This is a genomic window from Caulobacter sp. GW456-12-1-14-TSB4 (assembly GCF_059424195.1).
This window is the reverse complement of the sequence record NZ_JBWKZF010000004.1, coordinates 225876-249875: the sequence shown is the minus strand read 5'-3', so window position 1 is coordinate 249875 and position 24000 is coordinate 225876. Positions and strand designations below refer to the sequence as shown.

At 69.1% G+C, this 24000-nt stretch carries 19 protein-coding genes; 6 read left to right on the top strand and 13 right to left on the bottom strand.

The genetic code is table 11. The annotated features are described in order from the left end of the window. Positions 1-91 precede the first annotated feature (91 nt). Together AC07YH_RS05730 and AC07YH_RS05725 are read left to right on the top strand one after the other, a co-directional pair. On the top strand, positions 92-1288 hold the full coding sequence (locus tag AC07YH_RS05730; protein WP_494746049.1) for a sensor histidine kinase: 1197 nt from the start codon (positions 92-94) through the stop codon (positions 1286-1288). Continuing rightward, entirely contained in the window at positions 1285-2028 is a 744-nt protein-coding gene (locus AC07YH_RS05725; RefSeq protein ID WP_494746048.1) for a LytR/AlgR family response regulator transcription factor, read from the top strand. Before AC07YH_RS05730 ends, AC07YH_RS05725 begins: the two co-directional genes overlap by 4 nt. Here AC07YH_RS05725 and AC07YH_RS05720 read toward each other — a convergent pair. The 3 genes from AC07YH_RS05720 to AC07YH_RS05710 form a co-directional block, all read right to left on the bottom strand. After that, positions 2015-3634: a GMC family oxidoreductase gene (locus AC07YH_RS05720; protein ID WP_494746047.1), complete on the bottom strand. Its 1620-nt coding sequence runs from the start codon at positions 3632-3634 to the stop codon at positions 2015-2017. The two genes, AC07YH_RS05725 and AC07YH_RS05720, sit on opposite strands and share 14 nt — an antisense overlap. 33 nt (positions 3635-3667) lie before the next feature. Continuing rightward, the gene (locus tag AC07YH_RS05715; protein ID WP_494746046.1) at positions 3668-4501 is read right to left on the bottom strand and encodes a sugar phosphate isomerase/epimerase family protein; all 834 of its coding nucleotides are present in this window, start codon (positions 4499-4501) and stop codon (positions 3668-3670) included. Positions 4502-4581: 80 nt separating this feature from the next. Further along, positions 4582-5502, bottom strand: coding sequence for a LysR substrate-binding domain-containing protein (locus tag AC07YH_RS05710; RefSeq protein WP_494746045.1), 921 nt, complete (start codon positions 5500-5502; stop codon positions 4582-4584). A gap of 101 nt (positions 5503-5603) precedes the next feature. Here AC07YH_RS05710 and AC07YH_RS05705 point away from each other — a divergent pair, with 101 nt between their 5' ends. After that, on the top strand, positions 5604-6365 hold the full coding sequence (locus AC07YH_RS05705; RefSeq protein WP_494746044.1) for a phytanoyl-CoA dioxygenase family protein: 762 nt from the start codon (positions 5604-5606) through the stop codon (positions 6363-6365). A 47-nt stretch (positions 6366-6412) separates the two neighbouring features. On the opposite strand, the gene glpK is transcribed toward AC07YH_RS05705, so the two are convergent. The 8 genes from glpK to AC07YH_RS05665 all read right to left on the bottom strand — a co-directional run bounded on the left by glpK (position 6413) and on the right by AC07YH_RS05665 (position 17717). Continuing rightward, positions 6413-7897: a glycerol kinase GlpK gene (gene glpK, locus AC07YH_RS05700; RefSeq protein WP_494746043.1), complete on the bottom strand. Its 1485-nt coding sequence runs from the start codon at positions 7895-7897 to the stop codon at positions 6413-6415. Between the two features lies 1 nt (position 7898). Then, a complete protein-coding gene (gene glpD / locus AC07YH_RS05695) occupies positions 7899-9392 on the bottom strand; it encodes a glycerol-3-phosphate dehydrogenase (RefSeq protein WP_494746042.1) in 1494 nt (497 codons plus the stop codon). Positions 9393-9409: 17 nt separating this feature from the next. After that, positions 9410-10636, bottom strand: coding sequence for an MFS transporter (locus AC07YH_RS05690; protein WP_494746041.1), 1227 nt, complete (start codon positions 10634-10636; stop codon positions 9410-9412). Further along, on the bottom strand, positions 10636-12645 hold the full coding sequence (locus AC07YH_RS05685) for an alpha-glucosidase (RefSeq protein ID WP_494746040.1): 2010 nt from the start codon (positions 12643-12645) through the stop codon (positions 10636-10638). The genes AC07YH_RS05690 and AC07YH_RS05685 overlap by 1 nt, the downstream gene beginning before the upstream one ends. 98 nt (positions 12646-12743) lie before the next feature. Next, positions 12744-15077, bottom strand: coding sequence for a TonB-dependent receptor (locus tag AC07YH_RS05680; RefSeq protein WP_494746039.1), 2334 nt, complete (start codon positions 15075-15077; stop codon positions 12744-12746). Between the two features lie 89 nt (positions 15078-15166). Continuing rightward, positions 15167-15757, bottom strand: coding sequence for an NADPH-dependent FMN reductase (locus AC07YH_RS05675; protein WP_494746038.1), 591 nt, complete (start codon positions 15755-15757; stop codon positions 15167-15169). Between the two features lie 14 nt (positions 15758-15771). Further along, entirely contained in the window at positions 15772-16839 is a 1068-nt protein-coding gene (locus AC07YH_RS05670) for an LLM class flavin-dependent oxidoreductase (RefSeq protein ID WP_494746037.1), read from the bottom strand. Further along, positions 16836-17717 (bottom strand): aldo/keto reductase, encoded by an 882-nt coding sequence (locus AC07YH_RS05665; protein WP_494746036.1) that lies wholly within the window; start codon positions 17715-17717, stop codon positions 16836-16838. Before AC07YH_RS05665 ends, AC07YH_RS05670 begins: the two co-directional genes overlap by 4 nt. A gap of 270 nt (positions 17718-17987) precedes the next feature. Between AC07YH_RS05665 and AC07YH_RS05660 the strand changes: the two genes are divergently transcribed. Then, positions 17988-18971, top strand: a complete 984-nt coding sequence (locus AC07YH_RS05660; RefSeq protein ID WP_494746035.1) for a YeiH family protein — start codon at positions 17988-17990, stop codon at positions 18969-18971. Between the two features lie 2 nt (positions 18972-18973). Here AC07YH_RS05660 and AC07YH_RS05655 read toward each other — a convergent pair whose 3' ends face one another. Together AC07YH_RS05655 and AC07YH_RS05650 are read right to left on the bottom strand one after the other, a co-directional pair. After that, a complete protein-coding gene (locus tag AC07YH_RS05655) occupies positions 18974-19978 on the bottom strand; it encodes a LacI family DNA-binding transcriptional regulator (protein ID WP_494746034.1) in 1005 nt (334 codons plus the stop codon). 75 nt (positions 19979-20053) lie between these two features. Next, positions 20054-20692 carry an arylesterase gene (locus AC07YH_RS05650; protein WP_494746033.1) on the bottom strand — a complete coding sequence of 213 codons (639 nt, stop codon included), beginning with the start codon at positions 20690-20692 and terminating at the stop codon, positions 20054-20056. Positions 20693-20749: 57 nt separating this feature from the next. On the opposite strand from AC07YH_RS05650, the gene AC07YH_RS05645 reads away from it, so the two are divergent. Together AC07YH_RS05645 and AC07YH_RS05640 are read left to right on the top strand one after the other, a co-directional pair. After that, positions 20750-21427, top strand: coding sequence for an ABC transporter ATP-binding protein (locus AC07YH_RS05645; RefSeq protein ID WP_494746032.1), 678 nt, complete (start codon positions 20750-20752; stop codon positions 21425-21427). Continuing rightward, positions 21424-23958: an ABC transporter permease gene (locus tag AC07YH_RS05640; protein WP_494746031.1), complete on the top strand. Its 2535-nt coding sequence runs from the start codon at positions 21424-21426 to the stop codon at positions 23956-23958. The genes AC07YH_RS05645 and AC07YH_RS05640 overlap by 4 nt, the downstream gene beginning before the upstream one ends. The last annotated feature ends 42 nt before the right edge of the window (positions 23959-24000 follow it).

Below are 24000 nucleotides of genomic sequence, written 5' to 3'. Positions count from 1 at the left end.
AGCGCGACGAAACCGTCCCTCGTCCGACGAAACGGCCCAGGACGGGACGGGCCGCCGTGCGCACGGGCGCGGGCTTTGCTAGCTTGGCGGCATGGCGAGCCTCGACGACGATCTCCGCACCCGATTGCCGCGCGGCGTGCTCTCCGACCTGGGCGGCTGGACGCTGTATCAGAGCTTCCGGACCTTCACCTGGCCGTGGCTGTTGCGGCGGGGGATCCTGTTCTGGCCGCTGGCGCTGTTCGCGGGATCTGCCTTCGCCGCCTACCACGCCTCCAGCATGGGCGTGTGGAGCGACTGGCCGCCGCTGGCGTGGCGCGCCTGCCTGGCCGGGCTGCTCACCGTCACGACCGGCCCTGCCCTGGCGACCCTGGTCCGCCACCTGCGCCCGCCGGTGATCGTGGAGCGCGTGCTGGTGATCGCCGCCATAGGCCTGGGCCTCTGGATCGGTCTCGTCGCCATCACCTGGGCGTCGCACTACCACGACCATCTGATGGAGGCCTATGCCGACCGCTCGATGAAGGTCGGCGTCTTCGCCAAGGTCTTCTCGCAGATCCTGCGCACCAGCATCGACACCTCGGTCTTCGTCTGGGTGTTCGCCGGCGGCGGCCTGGCGACGATCTACTATCTGGGCGAGCGACGACGCCTGGCCCAGTACGCCACCCAGCGCCAGCTAGAGACCCTGCGCGCCGAGCGCAGCGCCGCCGACACCCGGTTGGCTGTCCTCCAGGCCCAGGTCGAGCCGCACTTCCTGTTCAACACCCTGGCCTCGGTGCGCTCGCTGATCGCCAGCGAACCCGCGCGCGCCGCCCAGACGATCGACGCCCTAGCCGACTACCTGCGCGCCGCCCTGCCCCGCCTGCGCGAGGACCGGGTCGAGGACGCCACCCTGGACCGCCAAATCGACCTTTGCCTGGGCTATCTCGACCTGATGCGCGTGCGGATGGCCGGACGCCTGTCCGTACGGGTCGAGGCCGATGCCGCCGTCCGCGCCCTGCCCTTCCCGCCGCTGATCCTGCTGACCCTGGTCGAGAACGCCGTCACCCACGGCGTCGAGCCCAAGCCCGGCCCCGGAGAGATCGCCATCCTGGCCGGGCTCGACGGCGACATCCTGACCGTGACGGTCGAGGACGACGGCGCGGGCCTGACGCCCGGCATCACCCCCGGCCTGGGCCTGGCCAATGTCCGCGCGCAGCTCCAGAGCCTGTTCGGCGACCGCGCCGGCTTGGAAATCGCCTCGCGTCCCGAAGGCGGTGTCAGCGCCCGCATCCACGTGCCGGTCGCGCCATGATCACCGCCCTGATCGCCGAGGACGAGGCCCCGCAGCGCCAGGAGCTGCGGGCCATGCTCGCCGAGCTCTGGCCCGAATTGACGGTCATCGCCGAGTGCGAGGACGGCCTCGAAGCGCTGGAGGCCTGGACCGCCCGGACGCCGGATATCGCCTTCCTCGACATCCGTATGCCCGGCCTCAGTGGCCTGGAGGTGGCGCGGCAGGCGCCCGAGGCGGCGCAGGTCGTCTTCGTCACGGCCTATGACGAGTTCGCCGTGAAGGCGTTCGAGGCCGGGGCCGTGGACTATCTGCTCAAGCCCATCCGCGCCGACCGCCTGGCCGAGACCGTGGCTCGGCTGCGGGCCCGGCAAACCGCGCCCAAGATCGACATGGAAGCCCTGGCGCAGGCCCTCTCCGGCCAGCTCGCGCCGAAACGGAAGATCAGCTGGATCACCGCCAGCCTCGGCGATGTCGTCAAGATGATCGCCATCGACGACGTCCTCTGCTTCCAGTCCGAGGACAAGTACACGCGCGTGGTCACGGCCTCGGAGAGCGCCCACATCCGCACGCCGCTGAAGGACTTGGCCGAGCAGCTCGATCCCGAGATCTTCTGGCGCATCCATCGCAACGCCATCGTCCGCGTGGCGGCGATCCGCCAGGTGAAGCCCGACGAGGACGGCCGCCTCCAGGCCTGGCTGAAAGGCGTCGCCGAGCCGGTGCGGATCAGCGACGCTTTCCGTCACAAATTCAAGGCGATGTGAGGCGATCTTCCAGGATCATCGCCGCGCCCTTCTCGGCGATCATCACCGTCGGGGCGTTGGTGTTGCCCGAGGTGATGGCCGGCATGATCGAGGCGTCGACCACGCGTAAACCGTGAAGGCCACGCACACGCAGGCGCTCGTCCAGCACGGCCATCGGGTCGTCCGCGAGGCCCATGGCGGCCGTGCCGACGGGGTGGAAGATCGTCGTGGCCAGGGCCTTGGCGGCGGCCAGCAGCGCCTCGTCGGTATCGGCCTCCGGACCGGGTCGGAACTCCTGTGGCGCGTAAACGGCCAGGGCCGGCTGAGCCATGATCCGGCGAGCCCATCGCAGGGAGGCGACGGCGACCTCGCGGTCGGCTTCCGTGGTCAGGTAGCGCGGATCGATCAGCGGGCGGTCGGCGAGGTCGGGTCCCGACAGGGTGACGCTGCCCCGGCTGGTGGGACGCAGGTTGCAGACGCTGGCGGTCACCGCGCCGAACCGGTGCAGGCCCTCGCCCCACTTGTCGAGGCTGAGCGGCTGGAAGTGGAACTCCAAGTCGGGCGTCGCCAGGCGCGGGTCCGAGCGGCAAAACATCCCTAGCTGCGACGGCGCCATCGTCAGGGGCCCGGACCGCCGCAGGGCGTAGTCGACGCCCATGCCAAGTCGGCGGAGGAGATTGGCGTAGTCGGTGTTCAGGGTCCGCACGCCGCTGACCTTGTAGACCGGCCGGATCTGCAGGTGGTCCTGGAGATTGGCCCCAACGCCGGGCAGGTGATGGCGCAGCTCGACGCCGGCGCGCTTCAGGGCCTCAGCGTCACCGATACCAGAGCGTTGCAGGATCACCGGCGAGCCCACCGCCCCGGCCGCCAGGATCACCTCGCCCTTGGCGCGGGCGCTCAAGGCCTGGCTGCCGCGTCGAGCGCGCAGGCCGGTCACGCGCTTGCCGTCGCACTCCAGCCGCTCGACCTCGACACCCTTTTCCAGGCGCAGGTTGGGCCGCTTCAGAACCGGCTTGAGGAAGGCCGTAGCGGTGCTCCAGCGCCGGCCCGCCCGTTGGTTGACCTGGAAGTAGGACGAGCCCGCGTTGTCGCCACCATTGAAGTCGTCGATGCGCGGGACGCCGGCTTCCTCGCCTGCGTGGCGGATGGCGTCCAGCACGTCCCAGCGCACGCGCGGGTGCTCGACGCGGTACTCGCCGCCTGAGCGGTGATGGTCGCCTTGCGGCGCGGCATGGTCCTCGTGACGCAGGAAATAGGGCAGCACGTCGGACCAGCCCCAGCCGGTCAGGCCGCGCTGGCGCCAGCCGTCATAGTCCTGAGCCTGGCCGCGCATGTAGATCATGGCGTTGATCGCCGAGGAGCCGCCGATCACCTTGCCGCGCGGATAGGCCAGGACACGGTCGTCGAGACCGGGCTGGGCGGTCGTCTCGAACAGCCAGTCGGCGCGCGGATGACCGATGGCATAGAGGTAGCCGACCGGGATGTGGAACCAGATCCAGTTGTCCTGGCCGCCGGCCTCCAGCAGCAGGACCTTGATCGACGGATCGGCCGACAGCCGGTTGGCCAGCAGGCAGCCGGCCGAGCCCGCCCCGACGACGATGTAGTCGTACTCGCCCAGATCGATCACGTTCGACTCGTCCTCCCGCGTTGGAGACTGCGGTCAAAGCGTGGGCGAGAACAGATGTTTGATCCTTGTCTTCAGCGCCAACGCCTCGGTCCCGCGGTCGGTCAGCTCGCGGCCCTCCGGATCGGTGATCGCATAGGGCGGTGGGCCCAGCTCGCAGAGGATCGGCAGGATGTCGCTCTCGCCGGCCCTGGCTCGCCAGTGGCCGATCCCCTGCCCCCACCAACCCTCGAACGCGGTCCGCCAACCGGCGCTGGTTGTGGCCTCCACCGGCAACTGGATTTGGTTGGGCCCTGCGATCCGCAAGTGGAAGGCCCCGCAGCGCGCCAGGACTCGGTCGATCCGCTCGGCCAGATGCGGGGCCGGCGGCAAATCCATCTCGTGCGCCGTGACATAGTGCGAGAGGTCACCGGTCAGGGTCAGGTCCGGCAAGGCCGTCAGGATGTCGACCGTCCAGAAGAGGTCGTTGAGCACGCGGCCGCGATGGGTCTCGTAGAAGACCGGGATAGGGCAATCCTTCGAGACCGCTAGCAGCGAAGCCATGAGGTCGATCGCTTCACCGATACTGGTGGCGACATTGGCGACCTGGAAGTTGATGTGGCTGGCGCTGCCCAGGGCGATCGCCTGGTCCAGATACCGGGCCAGTTGGTCGGCGTCGCGGACCAGCGCCTGGGCTTCCCAGAACAGGCCCTCTTCCGCCATCCGCCGCGCCGTCGCTTCGGCGCGGGCGGTGCGCATCAGGTTGACGCCGACGCCGTCGAAGCCTGCCGCCACGATCCGGTCCAGCGCCCCCTCGACATCGTGGTCGAGATCGACGCCCCGCAGGCCGTCCATGGCCCATAGCGACTGATAGACTTTCAGCTTCGGCATCGCGCCCTCCCGAGGGTTAGGAGACGACGCGGCCAACCTCAGGTCCAATCGCAAATAGAGGGGCGGCCCATGCGCAAATGCTATGGACGGTCGGCCAATTCCAAGGCGGCTTCAACACGGGCTTGGGCCGCCGCCGCGACGGCGGCGCGGAACTCGGCGATGACCGGCGGCGATGGTCCGATCTCCGGCTCCAGCAGCGAGAAGGCCACCTTCAGGGTCGGGCGAAAGCGGCGAACGACGACGCCTAGCCGGTGGAATAGCGGGGCCGAGAATGGCTCGGCCACGGTGACGCCCAGGCCCGCCTCGACATAGGCGTAGGCCGGGAATGAATGCTGGGTCTCCAGCCGCCGGTGCAGTTCGACTTTGCGCTCCTCCAGGGCATGATCCAGGCCGAACCACAGGGCCTCGGCCTCGTGCATGGGACCGATGAAGGCCTCGCCATCCAGGTCGCCGACATCGATATGAGCGCGTTCCGCCAGTCGGTGGCCAGCCGGCAGGATGCAGACATATTCGGCCTCGACCAGCGGCGTGCTGACGACGCCGGTGCGCGCCGGGGCCTCGACCGCCAGCCCGATGTCGGCCTGGCCCAAAAAGACGCGATCCACCACACCACGCTGACCCAGGGACTCCACCGTGATCTTGATGTCGGGATAGCGGGCGTTGAAGTCGGCGATCACCGGCGGCAGCACCCCGACCGCGAGGGCCGATAGCGAGGCGACGCGGATCGTGCCGACCGGATGGGCGCGGATGCGGCGCGCGGCCTGGTCCAGCAGGTCCAGGCCCGTGAAGCTGCGCTGGACGGCGTCGTACAGCGCCTCGGCCTGGGCCGTCGGGATCACACGCCCACCGCGCCGCTCGAACAGCTGGAAGCCGACCGAGGCCTCCAGGTCGGCGATCAGCCGGCTGACCGAGGGCTGGCTGACGTTCATCATCGTCGCCGCGGCGGTCACCCCGCCGCTGGCCATCACCGCCCGAAACGCTTCCACCTGGCGCATGCGCATCGGCTATCCATAGGATTTCCAAATGAGCCGGGCAATCAATTCGATTTGATCCTATGGCCTGGCGGGCCGACCCTCCCTTCAAGAAAAGCCGGGAGGTCACGATGTACGAACAACAGCGGCAGCAGTTCGCCCGCGAAGGCTATGCGGTCTTCGAGAAGGCGCTGGTCGGTCCGATGCTGGATATGCTGCGCGAGCAGTGCGACAGCTTCGTCGCCCGCGAGGACGCCCGGATGGACGAACTGGGCGTCGACACGATCGGCATCACCCATCGCGGCAAGCGCTACTTCGCCAACGAATGCCAGCGCGAGCAGCCCAAGCTGCGCGAGATGCTGTTCGGCGAGACCATGGCGGAGATCTGCCGCGCCACCCTGGGCGACGACGTCTATTTCTTCTTCGACCAATACGTCGTCAAAGGCCCCAGCGGCGGCATGCCCTTTGCCTGGCACCAGGACAGCGGCTACGTGAACCACTACGGCGGCCCGCCGGCCCACAAGCCCTACCTGACCTGCTGGTGCCCGCTGGACGACGCCACGATCGAGAACGGCACGGTCCGCCTGCTGCCCTTTTCCCAGATTCCGGAAAGCCGCGAAGGCGTGCTGCCCCATACCAAGCAGGACGGCAGCAACGACCTGGTCGGCTGGACCGGCCCCGAGGAAGGCGTCACCGTCGAGGTCCCGGCCGGCAGCGTCGTGGTGTTCAGCAGCCGCGTGCTGCACGCCACGGGCGCCAATAGCACCACCAAGATGCGGCGGGTCTACCTCGCCCAGTATTCGCCGGAAGCGATCGTCAATCCCGGCACGAACCACCTGCGCCGCAACGCCATTCCGCTGTTGCGCGACGGCAAGCACGTCACCCTCGCCTAGTGCGACCTCGACGTCGCCGGGCGATGAACCCGGCGACGTCGTCTTTCCTAACTCGCCATCGACACCACGGCCTCGACCGCCTTGCGCCAGCGAGACGCCGAGGCCAGACGCGTTGCATCATCGCCGGCCGGCTCGAAGCTGCGGTCCAGGCGCCAGAAAGTTCCGTCGTCCGCTTCCGGCATCACCGCCCGCCGCGCCAGCCAGGCCGCGCCCAGCGCCGTCGCCTCGCGGGTCTGGGGACGATCGACAGGCGCGTCCAGCAGGTCGGCCAGCGCTTGCAGCATCCAGTCCGAAGCGCTCATGCCGCCATCGACGCGCAGGCGCTCCAGCTCGTGGCCTTCGCCCAGGTCGGCGGCCATGGCGTCCAGCAGGTCGCGGGTCTGGTGGCAGACGCTCTCCAGCGCCGCGCGGACCAGATCGTCGGGCCCCGTGGCGCGGGTCAGGCCGAAGATCGCGCCGCGCGCCTCGGGTCGCCAATCGGGCGCGCCCAGGCCCACGAAGGCCGGGACCATCAGCACACCATCATTGGCGGCGCGGCCGGCCATCATGTCGGCTTGGGCCGCATCGGGAAGCACCCGCAAGCCGTCGCGCAGCCATTGCAACGCCGCGCCGGCCACGAAGATCGAGCCCTCCAGAGCGTAGGTCCTTTGGCCATCCAACTGATAGGCGACGGTGGTCAGCAGGCGGCGCTTGGAGACCACCGGCGTGTCGCCCGTGTTGAGCAGCAGGAAGCAGCCGGTGCCGTAGGTGGCCTTGGCCATGCCGGGCGATAAACAGGCTTGGCCGATCAGGGCCGCCTGCTGATCACCGGCCAGGCCCCTGATCGGGATCGCGCCGTCGAACCACTCCAGCGATGTCGCGCCAAAGTCGCCCGAGCTGTCGCGGATGTCCGGCAGCATCCCGCGCGGCACGTCGAACAGCGCCAGCAGGGTCTCGTCCCAGCCGCCGTCGTGGATGTTATAGAGCTGGGTCCGCGAAGCGTTGGTGGCGTCGGTGGCGTGGGTCGCGCCCAGGGTCAGCCGCCAGAGCAGGAAGCTGTCGACCGTGCCGCAGGCCAGCTTTCCCGCTCGCGCCGCCTCGCGTGCGCCGGGGACGTTGTCCAGGATCCAAGCGATCTTGCTGCCCGAGAAATAGGGGTCGATCAGCAGGCCCGTGCGGGCGGCGATCTCGGGCTCGTGACCGCCCGCGCGCAGGCGCTCGCAGAGGTCGGCGGTGCGGCGATCCTGCCAGACGATGGCGTTGTGGATCGGCTTGCCGGTGGCGCGGTCCCAGACCACCACCGTCTCGCGCTGGTTAGTCAGGCCCATGGCGGCGATGTCGGCGGCGGCTAGGCCGGCCTGGGCGATCGCCTCCTGGCAGACGGTCAGGCTGCTGGTCCAGAGGTCCTCCGGATCGTGCTCGACCCAGCCCGCTTGCGGAAAGTGCTGCGGGAACTCGCGCTGGGCCACGGCGACGATCCGCAGGTCGGCGTCGAACACGATGGCCCGCGACGAGGTCGTGCCCTGGTCCAGGACGAGGAAGTGCTTGTCCATCTCAGCGCCCGCCCATGAAGGCGTCCAGCGCCGCGCACTGGGCCGCGTCCATATGCAGGCCCAGCTTGCTGCGCCGCCAGACGACGTCGTCGGCCGTGCGGGCCCACTCGACGTCCATCAGATAACGGACCTCGCGTTCGTAGAGACCAGCGCCGAAGTCCCGGCCGAGGTCTGCCAGGCTCTTGGCGTCGCCCAGCACGACCTTGACCCGCGAGCCATAGGCCCGGGCCAGACGGCGCGCCGTCTCCGGCGCGAGGAACGGATAGGCCGCCGTCACGTCGGCGATGCAGGCCGCCAGGCCGCCCTTGCCCAGGTCGCCACCCGGCAGCGGCTTTGTCGCCGTCCAGCGCGGCTTGCGAGCCCAGTCGATGTGATGGGACAGCTTGTCGATCGCCGCTTCGGAGAGGTGGCGATAGGTGGTGATCTTGCCGCCGAAGACGTGGATGACCGGCGCCGCGCCCTGCTCGGCGTCCAGGGACAGCACGTAGTCGCGCGTGGCCTCCTGGGCGCTGTCGGCGCCGTCGTCCAGCAGGGCCCGGACGCCGGCATAACGCCAGACGATCTCGTCGCGGGTCAGCGGCTGGGCCAGGTATTCACCGATGGCCTCAAGCAGGTACTCGACCTCGCTGTCGGTGGCCTTGACCTCGGCCGGGCCGGCGGTGTGGTCCATGTCGGTGGTGCCGACCAGGGTGAAGTCGTCCTGGTACGGAATGGCGAAGACGATGCGGCCGTCGCCGTTCTGGAAAATGAAGGCGCGCGGGTCGAGCTTGCGGTCCACGACGATGTGCGTGCCGCGCACCAGGCGCAGACGCGCATCGGCGTGGGTCGCGGTCAGGCCGGCCACGCCATCCGCCCACGGGCCGGCGGCGTTGACCAGCGAGCGGGCCGAGAACTCCAGCACCTGCCCTACCCCGTCAACCGCCTGCACGTGCCACAGGTCCCCCTCGCGCCGGGCCGAGGTCACGCGGGTGCGGGTCAGGATGCGCGCGCCGCGCTCGGCGGCATCCAGCGCGTTCAGGGTCACCAGGCGGGCGTCATCGACCTGGCAGTCGGAATATTCGAAGCCGCGCTTGAACTGCGGGTCCAGCACCTTGCCTGCGGGATCGGTCGCGAAGTCCAGGCTCTTGGTGGCCGGCAGGCGTTTGCGGCCGCCGATATAGTCGTAGAGGAAGAGGCCCACTCGCAGCATCCAGCGCGGCCGCAACGACCGGTGATGCGGCAGGATGAACCGCAGCGGCTGGATCAGGTGCGGCGCGATGGCCCACAGCCGCTCGCGCTCCTCCAGCGCCTCGCGCACCAGCTTGAACTCGTAGTGCTCCAGATAGCGCAGGCCGCCGTGGATCAGCTTGGTCGAGGCCGACGACGTGGCGCCGGCCAGGTCGCCCTGCTCGATCAGCGCCACCCGCGCGCCTCGTCCGGCGGCGTCGCGGGCGATGCCGCAGCCATTGACGCCGCCGCCGATGATCAGCAGGTCGAAGGGGGCTTCAAGGGTCATGCGAACTACGCTTCAGGTCAGAGGTTGGCCAGCCGCAACGTCGGCAGCCACAGGTGGATCCAGGCCAGGGCCAGCAGATAGGCGCAAGAGGCCATCAGGAACAGCGGCAGGTAGCCGACGCCATTGGTCAAAAGCACGCCAGCCAGCTGCAGTACCGCCATGCCCGACAGGTTGCCGGCCAGGGCGCCCAGGCTGGTGACGGTGCCCACGCGCTGGGCTGGGACGACATCGGTGATGATGCCGAAGACATTGACCGAGAAGCCCTGGTGCGCGGCCAGGGTCAGACCCAGCAGCAGCGTGGCGACCCAGGCATTGGGCGCATGCAGCACCAAGGGGGCCGGGACCACCAGCAGCGCGCAGACCAGCATCACCGTCTTGCGTGCTCGGTTGACCGACCAGCCGCTGGCCAACAGTCGGTTGACGATGGCCCCGGCGATCAGCGAACCACCTGCGGCGATCAGATAGATCACGGCCAAGGGCACGGCGAAGTCCTTCATGCTCAAGCCGAACACCCGGTGGAACAGGTCCGGCGTCCAGAACAGCAGGAACCACCAGACCTGATCGAACAGGGCCTTGGCGCCCATGATCGCCCAGGTGGCGCGGTCGCTCAGCACGTCGATCCAGCGCACCTTGCTCGGCCCGGCTTGCAGCGGATCGGCCGGGCGCGGCTGGAAGACCTCGGACTGGCCCGCGCCGCTGGCGAACCAGGCGACGACCCACAGCAGGCCCGCGCCGCCGACGAGGGCGAAGGTGTTGCGCCAGCCCACCGCCCCGGCCAGGAACGGCACGAACAGCGGCGTGACCACCGCCCCGATATTGCCGGCGGCGTTGAAGAGACCCAGGGCCATGGAGCGCGACTTGGCGTCGAAGGCCGCCGTGATGGTCTTGATGCCGGTCGGGGTGCCGAGGGCCTCAGTCGCGCCCAGCGCTACCCGGGCCGCCGTGAACTGCGCCACCGTGTGGGCCAGGCCGTGGGCCATGGCGGCCAGGCTCCAGGAGCCTACGGCCAGAGGGTTGGCGATCTTCAGCCCCACCCGGTCGGTGAACCAGCCGGTGAACAGGAAGGCGATCGCGGCCGACAGCTGGAACGTGGCGGCCAGGTGGCCGTAGTCGGCGTCGGTCCAGTGCAGATCCTCCTGCAGCATGGGCTTGAGGATCGCGATGATCTGCCGGTCGGCATAGTTGAGGATGCTGGCGACGATCAGCAGGCCCAGCAGGAAACGGCGATCGAGCTTGAAGGTCATCAGAGCGTCCTGAGATCGCGGAACAGCGCCGCGTCCGCCGCGTCGCCTCGGTAGTAGACGGGCGGCTTGCCCAGCGGCGCGGGGGTGTCGACCGTCTGGCCGCCGGCGAAGACCTGACCCGACCAGGCGTGAACCCAGTCAGCGCCGGTGGGCAGGTAGACCGAGCGGGCCTTCTTGCCCTCCTCGATCACCGGCGCGACCAGCAGGTCGCGGCCGAACAGGTATTGGGTCTGCTCGGCATAGGTCGCCGGGTCATCCTCGTGGTGCAGGAACAGCGGCCGTTGCAGCGGCAGGCCCTGGCCGGCGGCCTCGTCGCGAAGGCTACGGATATAGGGCGCCAGGTGGCGATAGATCCGGGTCATCCGGGCGAAGTGGGCCAGAACCTCGGGGTCCTGGTCCAGTTGCAGGTTCTGGTCGGGCCGGTTGCCCTCGTGCGAGCGCATGACGGCGGTGAAGGCGGCCATCTCGCTCCAGCGCATCAGCAGCTCGGCGGTGCGGACATTGCCGAACAGGCTGGTGTAACCGCCGATGTCGCTGTGGTGATAGGCGTTGCCCAGCAGGCCCGAGGACAGGGCCGCGACGATCACCGTGCCGATGCCGTCGTGGCGCGAGAAGTCCACCGACTGGTCGCCGGCCCACAGCAGCGGGCAATAGCGCTGCACGCCGGTATAGCCGGCGCGCATGAAGAACACGGTGTCGTCGGTCTTGCCCCGGCTGGCCACGGCGTCGGCATTGACCTTGGCCCACAGGGTCGGCCAGGCGTTGTGCATCAGCATGCCGTCCACGCCATTGGCCAGACGCACGTCCGTGGGCAGGTACTCGCCGAAGTCCGCCATCCAGCCCGACAGGCCGAAGTCCAGCATCTGCTGACCGATCACGGCCTCGGAGAACCACGCGGCGGCCGCCTGATTGGTGAAGTCCACGACTCCGCAGTCGAACTCGCCGAAGTCGACGATGTAGGGCTCGTCGGCATCCAGGCGCTGGGCTAGGTAGCCAGCCTCTTTCGCCACCGGATAGAGGTCGCCATCGACGCACAGATACGGGTTCACATAGCCCAGGAAGCGGATGTCGCGCTGGGCCAGCTCGCCGATCTTGCGGTCGAGGCCCGGATAGCGCGTCTCGTTCCACTTCCAGTTCCAGAACAGGCGCTTGCCAAACGAGGTGATGCGCAGGCCCACCCAGTCCTCGCACCACAGACCCGAGATTGCGACGTCGGCCTTCTCATAGGCCTCCAGCCGCCGGAAGCTCTCGTCGCCCTGCTTGAGGCCGATGATCGCGCCGTTCAACACCCAGTCGGGCAGCGGCGGCTGGCGGCCGAAACGCGTGGAAAGCGCGCCGACCAGCTCGACGAAGCTGCCCCCGGTGAAAATCTCGATCCGCTCGGGCACTTCCCAGACTTCGATCTCGTGGAAGGCGTCGTGGCGGAAGTCGAACACCGCATAGGCCGTGGTCTCGACGTGTACGGCGTAGCGGCGCGAGGAGATGAAGGTCGGCTGCGGATAGTTGGTGTGGAAATAGTCACCGCCGGCCCCGACCTGATCGGCCATCCAGGTGATCTGGGTGGACTTGTCGCGGCCGACGCCCGGCTCGGAGGTCCACAGCGGGAAACGGCGGCCGCGCAGGTCGAAATAGGACAGCTGCTCGCCCGCGCCCCAGACGTTCTCGCCGGCCTCGCCGACCAGGCGCAGCCACAGGCGGTTGATGGGGATCGCGCCGGCGACCAGGATCACATGGCCGTTCGGGAAGACCTCCAGGACTAGGCGTTCGGCCGAACCGGCCTCGGTCGCGAAGCCGATGCGGACTCGGTCGTCCAGCACCTCGGCTTTGGCGGCCCGCAGACCCACCCGCTCGCTGACATAGTCGGAGATGGCGAAGTTGCCGCGGGCCATCTTCACGTCGGCCTCGCCGAGGCCGACGAACAGGCACGGCTCGGCTTGCGTGTGGCGCAGGATCTCGCGGCCGCCCGCGCGCAGGGCGAAGCCCTCGGTCAGGGAAATGTACTCGAGCACCTTGGCCTCCGCCCCGAGCGAGCATCGCAGCTCGACCGTCGAAAAAGAAAGGGCGGACCCGGCCGGAGTGAGGGAAGCCGGGCCCGCAGGAGGGAACGTCAGTTGAAGTTGTACCGGAGGCTGGCGCCGAAATAGCGCTCGGCGTCACGCGGCGTGATCTGGCGCATGAACGACGTGCCGTTCGGGATGCGGTTGATCACGAAGTGCTGGTCGGTGAGGTTCTTGGCGATCAGGGCCAGACGAACCTTCTCGTCCTTGCTGACGAACGCGACGCTGGCGTCGACCGTGCCGTAGCCCTTTTGGATGGCGTACGGGTTCTGGTTGATGTCGAAGCCCATCTTGCTCTGGTATTGCGCGCCGACATTGAAATCCAAGTCGAACTTCTGGCCTTCCAGCGGCACCAGCCAGCTCGTGTTGACCGACAGCTTGTGCTTCGACGACAGCGGCAGCGGCTTGCCATTGATCGCCAGAGCCGGACAGGCCCCCGTCGCCGGGCATTTGAACTGGTCGATCTTGGCGTCGATATAGGCGTAGCCGCCCGTGAACCGCAGGTTCTTCACCGGCTCGAACACGAAGTCGGCCTCGACGCCCTGGGTCTTGATCGTGCCGGCGTTGGTCAGTCGCGAGACCACCGTGGTGCCGATCAGGTCCAGGTTGGTGGCCTGGAAGTTGTTGTATTTCGTGTTGAAGGCCGAAAGGTTCAGCACCAGACGGCCGTCCAGCAGACGCGACTTCAGGCCGACCTCGTAGGCATTCGAGGTTTCGGGCGCGATGCCGAAGTTGTCCGTGGCCTGCATGTTGAAGAACACGTTCATCGCCGGGCCCTTGTAGCCCCGGGTGTAGCTGCCATAGGCCATGATCACCGGCGAGACGTCGTACTGCGCGCCGACCTTGCCCGACCAGCCGCTGGCGTCGGTGCCGCCCGTGCCCGAGAAGGTCGGGTTGACGCCGCTCAGCGCGGCCGCGCCCGAGGTGCGCAGGCGGCGATGGACGAAGTCGATGCTGTCATGCGTCCAGCGCGCGCCGAAGATGCCGCGGAAGCGATCGCTGAAGTTCAGCGTGCCCTGGCCGAAGGCGGCGTAGTTCTCGAGCGTGGTCTGGAACTCGCCTATGCCGGAATTGGCGGTGTAGGTCGAGGCGCTCGGCGAACAGGGTGTGGCCGTCCCCAGGCTGCCCAGGGTCACCGGAGCCAGCGTCGAGGCGGTGCACGAGGTGACCGTGCGGATGAAGTAGTTGCTCTCCCAGGTGTGGTAGTAATAGAGGCCCGCCACATATTCGAAGAAGTGGCCCAGCGGCGACGCGACGCGCAGTTCCTGGGTGAATTCGTCGAAGTTCAGGCGGCCATAATCCTGGGTGCGGATGTCGGCGGCGAGCGCCCCGGTGGCCACATAGCTGGGCGCGTCGGAGCGGAAGTCGCCGTCGCGGCCCTGGGCGTTCTTCCAGTTCCGATAGGCGATGATCGAGGTCAGGGTGTACTCGCCGACCGACCAGTTCACCTGGGCCGAGAAGCCGCTGTTGATGTCCTTGGTGAACGGCGACTGGTCGTTGTCGATATCCTTGTTGCGGTCGTTCGGCGTCAGCGGCTTCAGCGACGGCAGGAAGACGTTGTCGTTGAACGGGCTGGAGAACACCGTGCCGATGCTGTCGGCATAGCCGCTGTCGACATTGTGCGAATAGTCGGCGATCAGGTCGACGGTCAGGTCGTCGGTGGGCTTCCAGCGCAGGCGGCCGCGCAGGCCGTTGTGCTCGTAGCCGTTGACGTCTTCGCCGTTGAAGACGTTCTTGCCGTTGCCGTCATAGTGGCTGAAGAACCCGGCCAGTGAGCCGGCCAGGGTGTCCGACAGCGGGCCCGAGATCGCGCCGCGCAGGCGGTATTCGTTGCCCTGATAGTAGGCCGCGTCGAGGTAGCCGGACTTCTCCTGGCTGGGCGCGCGAGTGATCAGGCTGATGACCCCGGCCGAGGCGTTCTTGCCGAACAGCGTGCCTTGCGGACCGCGCAGGATCTCGACCCGCTCCAGGTCCAGGAAGTCGGCCGTGGCCTGGCCGCTGCGGGCGTAGACCACGCCATCCACCACCATCGACACCGAAGGCTCGACGCCCGAGGCGAACGAGACGGTGCCGACGCCGCGGACGGTCAGGGCGGAGTCCTTGTTGGTGTTGCCCTTCCGGAAGGTCAGGGCCGGCGCCATCTGGATCAGCTGCTCGGGCGAATTGACGTTGGCCCGCTCCATGGCCTGGCCGCTGACGACGCTGATGGCGATCGGAACCTTCTGGACGTTCTCGGACCGCTTCTGGGCGGTGACGATCACCTCCTCGATGACCGGTGCGTCCGACGTGGATTGCGCCCAGGCCGAGGTCGCCGGCAGCAGGCCGAGCGTCAGCGCCATGGCGGCGCCGCTCATCATCGCGACGCGATGGTTACGCGTGTTCATTGGTTACCCTCCCTCTTTAATTCCCACCTTTTTGGTGGGTGTTGTTTGCCCCTCACGGAGGCGTTGGTCTTCCTAGAAAAACTGGTCCCTCATGCAGACAGCTTCAGGCGCAGGAAGTCGGCGACCTGGTCGCCGACCATGGTGAGCTGGGTGACCGCCGAGGGGTCGTCGCACGCGCCGTCCTCGCCAAAGCGCGAGACCTGGCTGTTGATCGCCGCCGCCATCGGCGTGGGCCAACCGCGCAGGGCGTGGACGATGGAGCGCAGGGTGGCGATGGTGCTGCCCGTCGCCTGCCAGCCATAGGCCGTGACGACCAGGCCGACCGGAATGCCGCTGAGATAGACGCGCCCGTCGCGGGCCGTTTCCTCCAGCAGGTCCAGGGCGTTCTTGATCGCGCCGGAAATGCTGCCGTGGTAGCCTGGCGAGGCGATGACCAGGCCATCGGCCCGGCGCACGGCCTCGACGAAGTCCAGCTCCTGCGGCGTGCGCGAGGCGGCCTTGGGCAGGTACATCGGCAGCTCGCCCAAGAACGCGCCGCCGAACATCCGGGTCTCGACGCCGCGCGCCTCGATGGCCTTCAGCGCGATGGCCAGGGCCCGCTCGGTGGACGAGCTGGTTCCGGCCACGCCGCCCAGACCGACGACGAACGGCCGACCACTAGCTTGAGAGGAGGACGGCATGCTCTCCCCTCGCCCTAGACCAGGGGCCCGTGGTCGATGTGCGGCAGCACGTGACGGGCGAACAGGTCCGCCTCGGCCGCGTGCGGATAGCCCGACAGGATGAAGGCCTCGATGCCCATGTCGCGGTAGTCGTTCAGCTTGGCCAGAACCTGGTCCGGATCGCCAACGATCGCCGCGCCGCAGCCCGAGCGGGCCCGGCCGACGCCGGTCCACAGGTTGGCCTCGGCATAGCCGTCATCCTTGGCGCTCTCGCGCAGGGCCGCCTGGGCCGCCACGCCGGCCGAGGCCGAGTCCAGCGACTTGGCGCGGATGGCCGCGCCCTGCTCGGCGTCCAGCTTGCTCAGCAGGCGGTCGGCGGCGGTGCGGGCCTCGGCCTCGCTGTCGCGGACCACGACGTGGGCGCGATAGCCGTAGCGCAGCGTGCGGCCGTACTTGGCGGCGCGGGCGGTCATGTCGGCGATGATCTCGGCGATCACCTCCTTGCGGTCCGGCCACATCAGGAAGACGTCGCAGCCCTTGGCGGCGGCCTCGCGGGCGTCCTCCGACAGGCCGCCGAAATAGAGCAGCGGCGCCTTGCCCGAGACGGTGGTGATGCGCGGCGGGTCCAGCTTCAGGTTCCAGAACTCGCCCTGGTGGTCCAGGCTCTCGCCGTTCAGCATGGTCTTGAGGATGCTCATCGCCTCGACGGTGCGGGCGTAGCGCGGGGCCGAGGCCAGCTTCTCGCCCGGCATGTCCGACGAGATGATGTTGACGGTCAGGCGGCCGCCCAGCATCCGGTCGATGGTGGCGATCTGGCGGGCCAGCTGCGGCGGCCACATCTCGCCGATCCGCACGGCCATCAGCAGACGCATGCGCTTCAGCAGCGGCGCGACGCCGGCGGCGAAGGCGGTGGTGTCGACGCCCAGCTCGTAACCAGAAGGCAACAGGATGTTGTCGAAACCGCCGCTCTCGGCCTGCAGGACGATGTCGCGGCAGTGCTCCCAGCTGGACTTCAGCTTGGGATCGGGAACGCCCAGGAACTCGTAATCGTCATCGCAGAGCGCGGAAAACCAGCTGATCTCGCAAGGCGGACGTTGGGTCATGGCAAGTTAGCTCCCATGGAGGCGACGAGGACGCGGTACCAGTCCGCGCGGGTCCAGCGCGGCTTGTAGGCGTCCGGTATTTCAGCGATGCGGGCCACGGTTTGCGAGCCCACGATCGGGATCGGTTTGGCAGGATGCGCCATGATCCAGCTGTAAGCCGCCGCGGCGCGCGAGACACCCGCCGTCTGCGCGACCTCGTCGAGGATGGCGGCCACCGCCCTGCCCCGCTCGTCCTGCGGCGACGCGATCCGGCCGCCGCCCAGCGGCGACCAGGCCAGCACGGCCATGTCGCGACCCATGGCCTGGTCCAGCACGCCGTCGAACAGCGGCCCATAGGCCAGCGGCGAGAACTCCGGCTGGCACGAGACGATCGGCAGCGACAGGTGCGCGGCCAGGGCCTCGACCTGGGCGACGGTGTAGTTGGAGACGCCGATCGCGCCGATCTTGCCGGCCTTGTGGGCGGCCTCCAGCGTCCTGGCCACGGCGGTCGGGTGGGTCAGCATGTCGGGACGGTGGACCTGCCACAGCGCCACGTGATCCACGCCCAGGCGCTTCAGCGAAGCGTCGATGGCGCTTTCCAGATAGGCCGAGCTGGAATCGTAGGGCACGCCCGGGATGATGCCGCCCTTGGTGGCGATCACCATGCGCTGGGCCAGGCTTGGCGCTGCGGCCAGCACCTGCCCCAGCAGCGCCTCGGACGCGCCGAACGCCTCGCCGTTGTCGGGACCGTAGATGTCGGCCGTGTCGAACAGGGTGACGCCGGCGTCCAGCGCCGCCTCGATCAGGGCCTGGGCCGCGCCGACGTCGGTTCCCCGGAAACGCCACATGCCCCAGGCGACCGAGGAGATCTCGGGACCATCGGCGTGGAGACGGCGCATCGGTGGAGGTGTGTCGAGGTATGTCATCGTTGTCATATTACGCACGTTTGAACGGCTGACAACGGTGATTTTTCGACGATCCCCACGCGCAGAGTCACGACCGCTCGACGCTAAATTTCAGTCAACTTGCTGAAATAACGTAATTATTCTCATATATCGCCACATTCTCGAAATCACGACCAACTTGCCCATGTCCGCAAATATGATAACGGTGTCAGAACAAGACCGCAGGCGCTAAACCGGCTAATCAGCTAGGTTTCGGGGAGAATGATGGTTCGGATCACCGCTTACGCGCCTGGATTGGCCGTCGCTGGCCTGGCGACCCTGGCCGCGGCCTATGTGTCGGACCACTACGGCGCGCCGCTGACCCTGATGTGCCTGCTGTTCGGCCTGTCGATGAACTTCCTCAGCGTCGATTCGCGGCTGGAGCCCGGCCTGACCATCGCCTCGCGCACCCTGTTGCGCTGGGGCATCGTGCTGGTGGCCGCCCGTGTCACCTTCGGACAGATCGCCCAGCTGGGCCCGCAAGCCCTGGTCTCGATCGTCGTCATCGTCGCCCTGACCCTAGGCTGCGGCGTGCTCGCCGCGCGGCGGATGGGCTTCTCGCCGGCTTTCGGCGCGCTGTGCGGCGGGGCGGTGGCCATCTGCGGCGCCTCGGCGGCCATGGCCTTCGCCAGCCTGCTGGGCGACAAGCGGATCCAACAGGCCCAGCTGACCCTGGTGCTGGTCGGCATCTCGGCCTGCAGCGCCGTGGCCATGGCGCTCTATCCCGCCATCGCGCATCACCTGCATTTCAACGACCTGCAGGCCGGCTTCATGCTCGGCGCCTCGATCCATGACGTCGCCCAGGCCCTGGGCGCCGGCTACAGCTTCTCGCAACCCGCCGGCGAGACCGCCGCCATCGTCAAGCTGACCCGCGTCGCCCTGCTGGCCCCGGCCCTCGCCGTGGTCGCCCTGTTCCTGCCCAAGGACCAGGACGCCAAGATTTCCACGCCTGTCCTACCCTGGTTCGTGATCGGCTTCTTCGGGGTGGCGGCGATCAACTCGTTCGGCCTGATCCCCCACGTCGCCGCCGACGCCGCCGGCAAGGGCGCTACCGCCCTGCTGGCCTGCGCGGTCACCGCCACCGGCGTGCGCTCGAACATGCAGTCCCTGACCCAGACCGGCTGGCGACCCTTGCTGGCGATCGTGGTCGCGACGATCCTGGCTCTAGGCTTGAGCGTGGCGGCCGCCGCTTTCGTGATCCACCACTAGCCCTACGCCTTGGTAGGCGGCGCGGTCGATCCCCGCAGCACCAGCTCGTGCGCCAGGCGACGGTTGACCGGACCTTCGACACCTTCGAACAGCAGGCTCGCGGCGGCATGGGCCAATTGGCGGGTCGGCTGGCGCACCGTGGTCAAAGGCGGCCACAGCTGGCTGGCCAGGGCCGTGTCGTCGAAGCCCGCCACCGACAGCTCGCCCGGCAGGGCGATGCCGCGCCGATGGGCGACGGTCAGCACGCCGGCGGCCATGTCGTCATTGCTGGCGAAGATCGCGGTCGGCGGGATCGGCAGGTCCAGCATGGCGTCGGCCGCCGCCTCGCCCGAGGCGAAGTCGAAGAAGCCCTGGCGCACATAGCGCGGCTCGTAAGGCAGCCCCGCGCGATCCAGCGCCCGGCGGTAGCCGTAGAGGCGCAGGTCGCTGGCCGTGTGATTGACGTGGCCGATGATGAAGCCGATCCGCTTGTGACCCAGCGAGATCAGGTGGCTGGTCATGTCGTCGGCGGCCTGGACGTCGTCCATCGACACCGACGGACTGCGGCCATGATCGGTGCCCGGCGAGATCCGCACATAGGGCACGCCCCGGCGGTCCAGCTCCTCCAGCGCCGCCACATTGTCGGTGACCGGCGAGGACAGGATCACCCCGTCGACCTGGGTCTGGTCGATCAGCCCGCCGATCTCGACCGCCAAGGTCGACGAGGCCGCGTCGCTGGGCTGGGCCAGCAAACGCACCCCCTCCTCGATGCAGCGCTCCCAGATGCCGGTCTGGATCTGGTGGATGTAGTGGGGGCTGTGGTTGTCGTAGATCAGCGCGATCTGGTGGCTGCGCTTGCCCGCCAGCATCCGCGCCGCGGCGCTGGGCTGGAAAGCCAGCGCCTCGATCGCTTCCTCGACGCGCGCGCGCACCTCGTCGGAGACGTACTTCTCGCGATTGAGGACGCGCGAAACGGTCTTGGTGGAAACGCCGGCGCGAGCCGAAACGTCCTTGATCGTCGCGCGCACCGCGATTCGCCTCCCATCGACGTATGAGCTTCATTGCTACCCATTGCGGTCGCCGCCTTCAATGGGACGGGGGCTTCATCGGCTCTTGAGCGCCTTGGCGACGACGGGAGCCAGGGCCTCGCCGATCTTCCTGGCGCCGATGGCGTTGGGATGGATGCCGTCCCGCTGCAACAGGGTCTGGTTGCCGCCCACCCCGGCCAGGATGTTGGCGTAGAGCGGAACCCCGAACTCCTTCGCCAGGCTGGGATAGAGCGCGTTGAACTCGCGGGCGTAGGACGCCCCGATGCTCGGCGGCGCGCCGACGCCGACCAGCACCACGCCGATGCCCCGGCTTTTGAGCTTCTGGAGGATGCCGCGCAGATTGGCCTTGGTCTGGGCTGGCTCGACGCCTTGCAGCAGGTCGTTGCCGCCCAGCGCCACCACGCAGACCTTGGTGTCGGCGGCGACGCTGAACCCAACCCGCGCGAGCCCGCCGCCGCTGGTGTCGCCCGAGACGCCGGCCGCTCGGACGACGGCCGAAACCCCTAGCTTGCCCAGCGCGGCCTGCAGCTGGGCCGGCATGGCGTCACGCGCTGGAAGGCCCAGGCCCGCCGTGATCGAGTCGCCCAAGACGGTGACGATCTGCGGCTTCGGCGCAGCCGCTACGAGGGGCAAAAGGCCCAGGCCGAGCAAAATTCGGCGGCGATCGGGAAAACGCTGTGCGGTCAGGCTCATGCCTTCCTATGTAGTCAGGCTGCCGGCCGAACAAGGACCGGCCTCGCAGGAAACACCATGACCGACGACGCCTCGCCTCTCGTTCTCGACGCCGTCGCCCTGACCCTGCCCTCCTCCGCTGGACCCGTGAACATCCTGCGCGGCGTCGATCTGACGGTGAACGCCGGCGAGCGTGTGGCCGTGGTCGGGCCGTCGGGCTCGGGCAAGTCGTCGCTGATCGCGGTCGGGGCCGGGCTTGAGGAACCGACCGCCGGGACCGTGCGCCTGTTCGGCCAGGACCTGTCCAAGCTGAACGAGGACGGCCGCGCCCGCCTGCGCCGTGGCCGGGCGGCGCTGGTGTTCCAGTCGTTCCACCTGCTGCCCAACATGACCGCCGAGGAGAACGTCGCCACGCCGCTGGAGATCGCTGGCGCGCGCGACTCCCTCTCCACCGCCCGCGACTGGCTGGGCCGCGTCGGCCTATCCGGCCGCCTGACGCACTATCCCCACCAGCTGTCGGGCGGCGAGCAGCAGCGCGTGGCCTTGGCCCGCGCCCTGGCCGCCCGCCCCGCCCTGCTGTTTGCCGACGAGCCGACCGGCAACCTCGACGGCGCGACCGCGACCTCGGTGGCGGACCTGATGTTCAACCTGGTCGCCGAGGTCGGAGCCGCCTTGGTCATGGTCACCCACGATCCGAGTCTGGCCACCCGCGCCGACCACATCGTGCGGATGGCCGACGGGCGCATCGCCTCGTGAACACTCCCTTCGTTTCTTGGCCCCTCGCCTTCCGCCTCGCCGGCCGTGAGCTGCGCTCGGGCGTGCGCGGCTTCCGCATCTTCCTGGCCTGCCTGGCGCTGGGCGTGGCCGCCATCGCCGCCGCCGGCTCGACCGCCGAGGCCTTCCGCCACGGGTTGGCCAGCCAGGCGCGCGAGATCCTGGGCGGCGACCTGTCGTTCTCGGTCGAGAACCGCGACTTCACCGACAAGGAACGCGCGACCTTCGACAAGCTGGGCGTCACCACCTACGCCGCCGTGGCCCGCGCCATGGCCCAGGCCCCCAGCGGCGAACGCCGCCTGGTCAGCCTGCGCGGCGTCGACGGACGCTTCCCGCTGGCCGGAACGGTAAAACTGGAAGGCTCCCAGAACCTGGGTGCCGCCCTCGCCGACCACGACGGCCTGCCCGGCGCGGCGGTCGAGCCGGCGCTGCTGGATCGCCTGCACCTGAAGATCGGCGACCGGTTCGAAGCCGGCCCCATGACCCTGGTCGTGCGCGCCCGCCTGATCAGCGAGCCCGACGGCCTGTCGCGCGGCTTCTCGATGGCCCCGCGCGTGCTGGTCCATCGCGAGATGCTGGAGCGCTCCGGCCTGCTGGCGCCCGGCGGTCTCACCAGCCGCACCGTCCGCGTGGCGCTGAAGCCTAGTGAGGATCCCCGCGCCATCGGCAAGACGGTGCAGGCCGCGCTGCCGGAGGCCCACCTGCGGGTCCGCGACCGCCTGGACGCCGCCCCCGGCGCGCGGCGGCTGATCGACCAGCTGGAATACTTCCTGGGCTTCATCGGCCTGGCCTCGCTGGTGGCCGGCGGCCTGGGCGTGGCCGGCGCGGTCTCGGCCTATCTGTCGACCCGCGAACCGGCGATCGCCGTGCTGAAGGCCCTGGGCGCCGAGAGCGGCCTGATCCGCGACCTGCACCTGATCCAGATCGGCGTGCTGGCCCTGCTGGGCATCGCCATCGGCCTCGCGGTTGGGGCCGTCGCGCCGCTGATCCTGGGCCAACTGGCCGGCTCGAACCTGCCGATCCCGGCGCTGTTCAAGGTCTATCCCCTGCCGCTGGCCAAGGCCGGACTGTTCGGCGTGCTGGCGGCCGCGGCCTTCTCGCTGGTGCCATTGGCGCGAGCCCGGGTCACCCCGCCCTCGGCCCTCTTCCGCCGCGCGCCCAAGGCCCGCCTGCCGCTAGGCCTGGAAACCATCGGCGCGGCCGTCGCCGGCCTTGGCCTCGCCGCCCTGGCCGTCGCCACCGCTCCGACGCCGCTGGCCGCCGCGATCATGATCGCCGGCGTCGCCGTCGCCTTCGGGCTGCTCACCGCGCTGGGCCGCTCGGCCGCCTGGCTGGCCGGACGCCTGCGCGGTCTGACCCGCGGCCCCGCCAAGCTGGGCCTCGCCAACCTGGCCGGCCCCGGCTCGGCGGCGCGGACCGCCAGTCCGGCCATCGGTCTCGGCGTGGCCCTGCTGGCCTGCGTGGTGCTGATCCAGTCGGCGCTGCTGGCCCAGGTCAGCGACGTGGCTCCGCGCACCGCCCCAGCCATGGTCTTCACCGAGATTCCCGGCGACCGCGCGGCCGCCTTCGACACCACGGTGGCCGGCGTCATCGGCCCGCTGCGCGAGGACGCCTATCTGCGGATGCCTTTCGCCACCGGCCGGATCATCGCCCTCAAAGGCAAGCCGGTCGATGTGAAGACCATCAAGAGCTCCGAGCGCTGGGCGTTCGACAACGACCTCAGCCTGTCGCTGCTGGCCAAGGAGCCTAAGAGCGCCGGCGTGGTCTCCGGCCACTGGTGGCCCGCCAACGACGCGGGTCCGCCCAAGGTCGCGCTGAGCGCCGAGATCGCCCAGGCCGCCGACCTCAAGGTCGGCGACACCATCACCGTCCTGGTGCTGGGCCGCGAGATCGAGGCCAAGGTCGCGGTGCTGCGCAAGATCGACTTTGGCGGCTTTGGACCGAGCTTCAATATGATCTTCAACCCCGCCACGCTGGAGGGCGCGGAGCTACGCAGCGTCGCCATCGCGCGCTTGAGCCGAACGCAGGAAGCAACCCTGACCCGTAAGCTCGGCGAGGTGTTCCCGGGCGTCAACGTGATCAGCGTCCGCGAGCAGCTGGACGCGGCGGCGGCCCTGTTCGATCGCTTGGCGCTGGCCGTGCGCGGTGCGGCGGCGGTGGCGGGCCTGGCGGGCCTGCTGGTCCTGGCCGGAGCTATCGCCGCCGGGGCGCGGGCTCGGGCGCGCGAGGCCGCGACGCTGAAGGTGCTGGGCGCCACACGGAGCCAGATCCTGATCGCCTACGTCATCGAATACGGCGCGGTGGGCCTGATCGCGGGCGCGGCCGGCGTGGCGTTCGGTTTCGCCGCCGCCTGGCCGGTGGTGGTCAAGGTGTTCGAGGCCAGCTGGAGCGTCGACTGGAGCGGGGTGTTGGTGCTGCTGGCCGGCGCGACGGGTCTGGCGACCTTGGGCGGGCTGATCGCCGCCAGCCTGGCGCTGTCGCAACGCCCCGCGCCGGTGCTGAGGGGCGATTAGGCGCGGGTCGGATCAAACCAATTCCCGCATAGATCGATAGCG

Excerpts from the sequence above, each read along its gene's own strand:
- AC07YH_RS05730 (WP_494746049.1), top strand. The coding sequence starts at position 92 with ATGGCGAGCCTCGACGACGATCTCCGCACCCGATTGCCGCGCGGCGTG.
- AC07YH_RS05725 (WP_494746048.1), top strand. The coding sequence starts at position 1,285 with ATGATCACCGCCCTGATCGCCGAGGACGAGGCCCCGCAGCGCCAGGAG.
- AC07YH_RS05715 (WP_494746046.1), bottom strand. The coding sequence starts at position 4,501 with ATGCCGAAGCTGAAAGTCTATCAGTCGCTATGGGCCATGGACGGCCTG.
- AC07YH_RS05710 (WP_494746045.1), bottom strand. The coding sequence starts at position 5,502 with ATGCGCATGCGCCAGGTGGAAGCGTTTCGGGCGGTGATGGCCAGCGGC.
- AC07YH_RS05705 (WP_494746044.1), top strand. The coding sequence starts at position 5,604 with ATGTACGAACAACAGCGGCAGCAGTTCGCCCGCGAAGGCTATGCGGTC.
- glpK (WP_494746043.1), bottom strand. The coding sequence starts at position 7,897 with ATGGACAAGCACTTCCTCGTCCTGGACCAGGGCACGACCTCGTCGCGG.
- glpD (WP_494746042.1), bottom strand. The coding sequence starts at position 9,392 with ATGACCCTTGAAGCCCCCTTCGACCTGCTGATCATCGGCGGCGGCGTC.
- AC07YH_RS05690 (WP_494746041.1), bottom strand. The coding sequence starts at position 10,636 with ATGACCTTCAAGCTCGATCGCCGTTTCCTGCTGGGCCTGCTGATCGTC.
- AC07YH_RS05680 (WP_494746039.1), bottom strand. The coding sequence starts at position 15,077 with ATGAACACGCGTAACCATCGCGTCGCGATGATGAGCGGCGCCGCCATG.
- AC07YH_RS05675 (WP_494746038.1), bottom strand. The coding sequence starts at position 15,757 with ATGCCGTCCTCCTCTCAAGCTAGTGGTCGGCCGTTCGTCGTCGGTCTG.
- AC07YH_RS05670 (WP_494746037.1), bottom strand. The coding sequence starts at position 16,839 with ATGACCCAACGTCCGCCTTGCGAGATCAGCTGGTTTTCCGCGCTCTGC.
- AC07YH_RS05665 (WP_494746036.1), bottom strand. The coding sequence starts at position 17,717 with ATGCGCCGTCTCCACGCCGATGGTCCCGAGATCTCCTCGGTCGCCTGG.
- AC07YH_RS05660 (WP_494746035.1), top strand. The coding sequence starts at position 17,988 with ATGGTTCGGATCACCGCTTACGCGCCTGGATTGGCCGTCGCTGGCCTG.
- AC07YH_RS05650 (WP_494746033.1), bottom strand. The coding sequence starts at position 20,692 with ATGAGCCTGACCGCACAGCGTTTTCCCGATCGCCGCCGAATTTTGCTC.
- AC07YH_RS05645 (WP_494746032.1), top strand. The coding sequence starts at position 20,750 with ATGACCGACGACGCCTCGCCTCTCGTTCTCGACGCCGTCGCCCTGACC.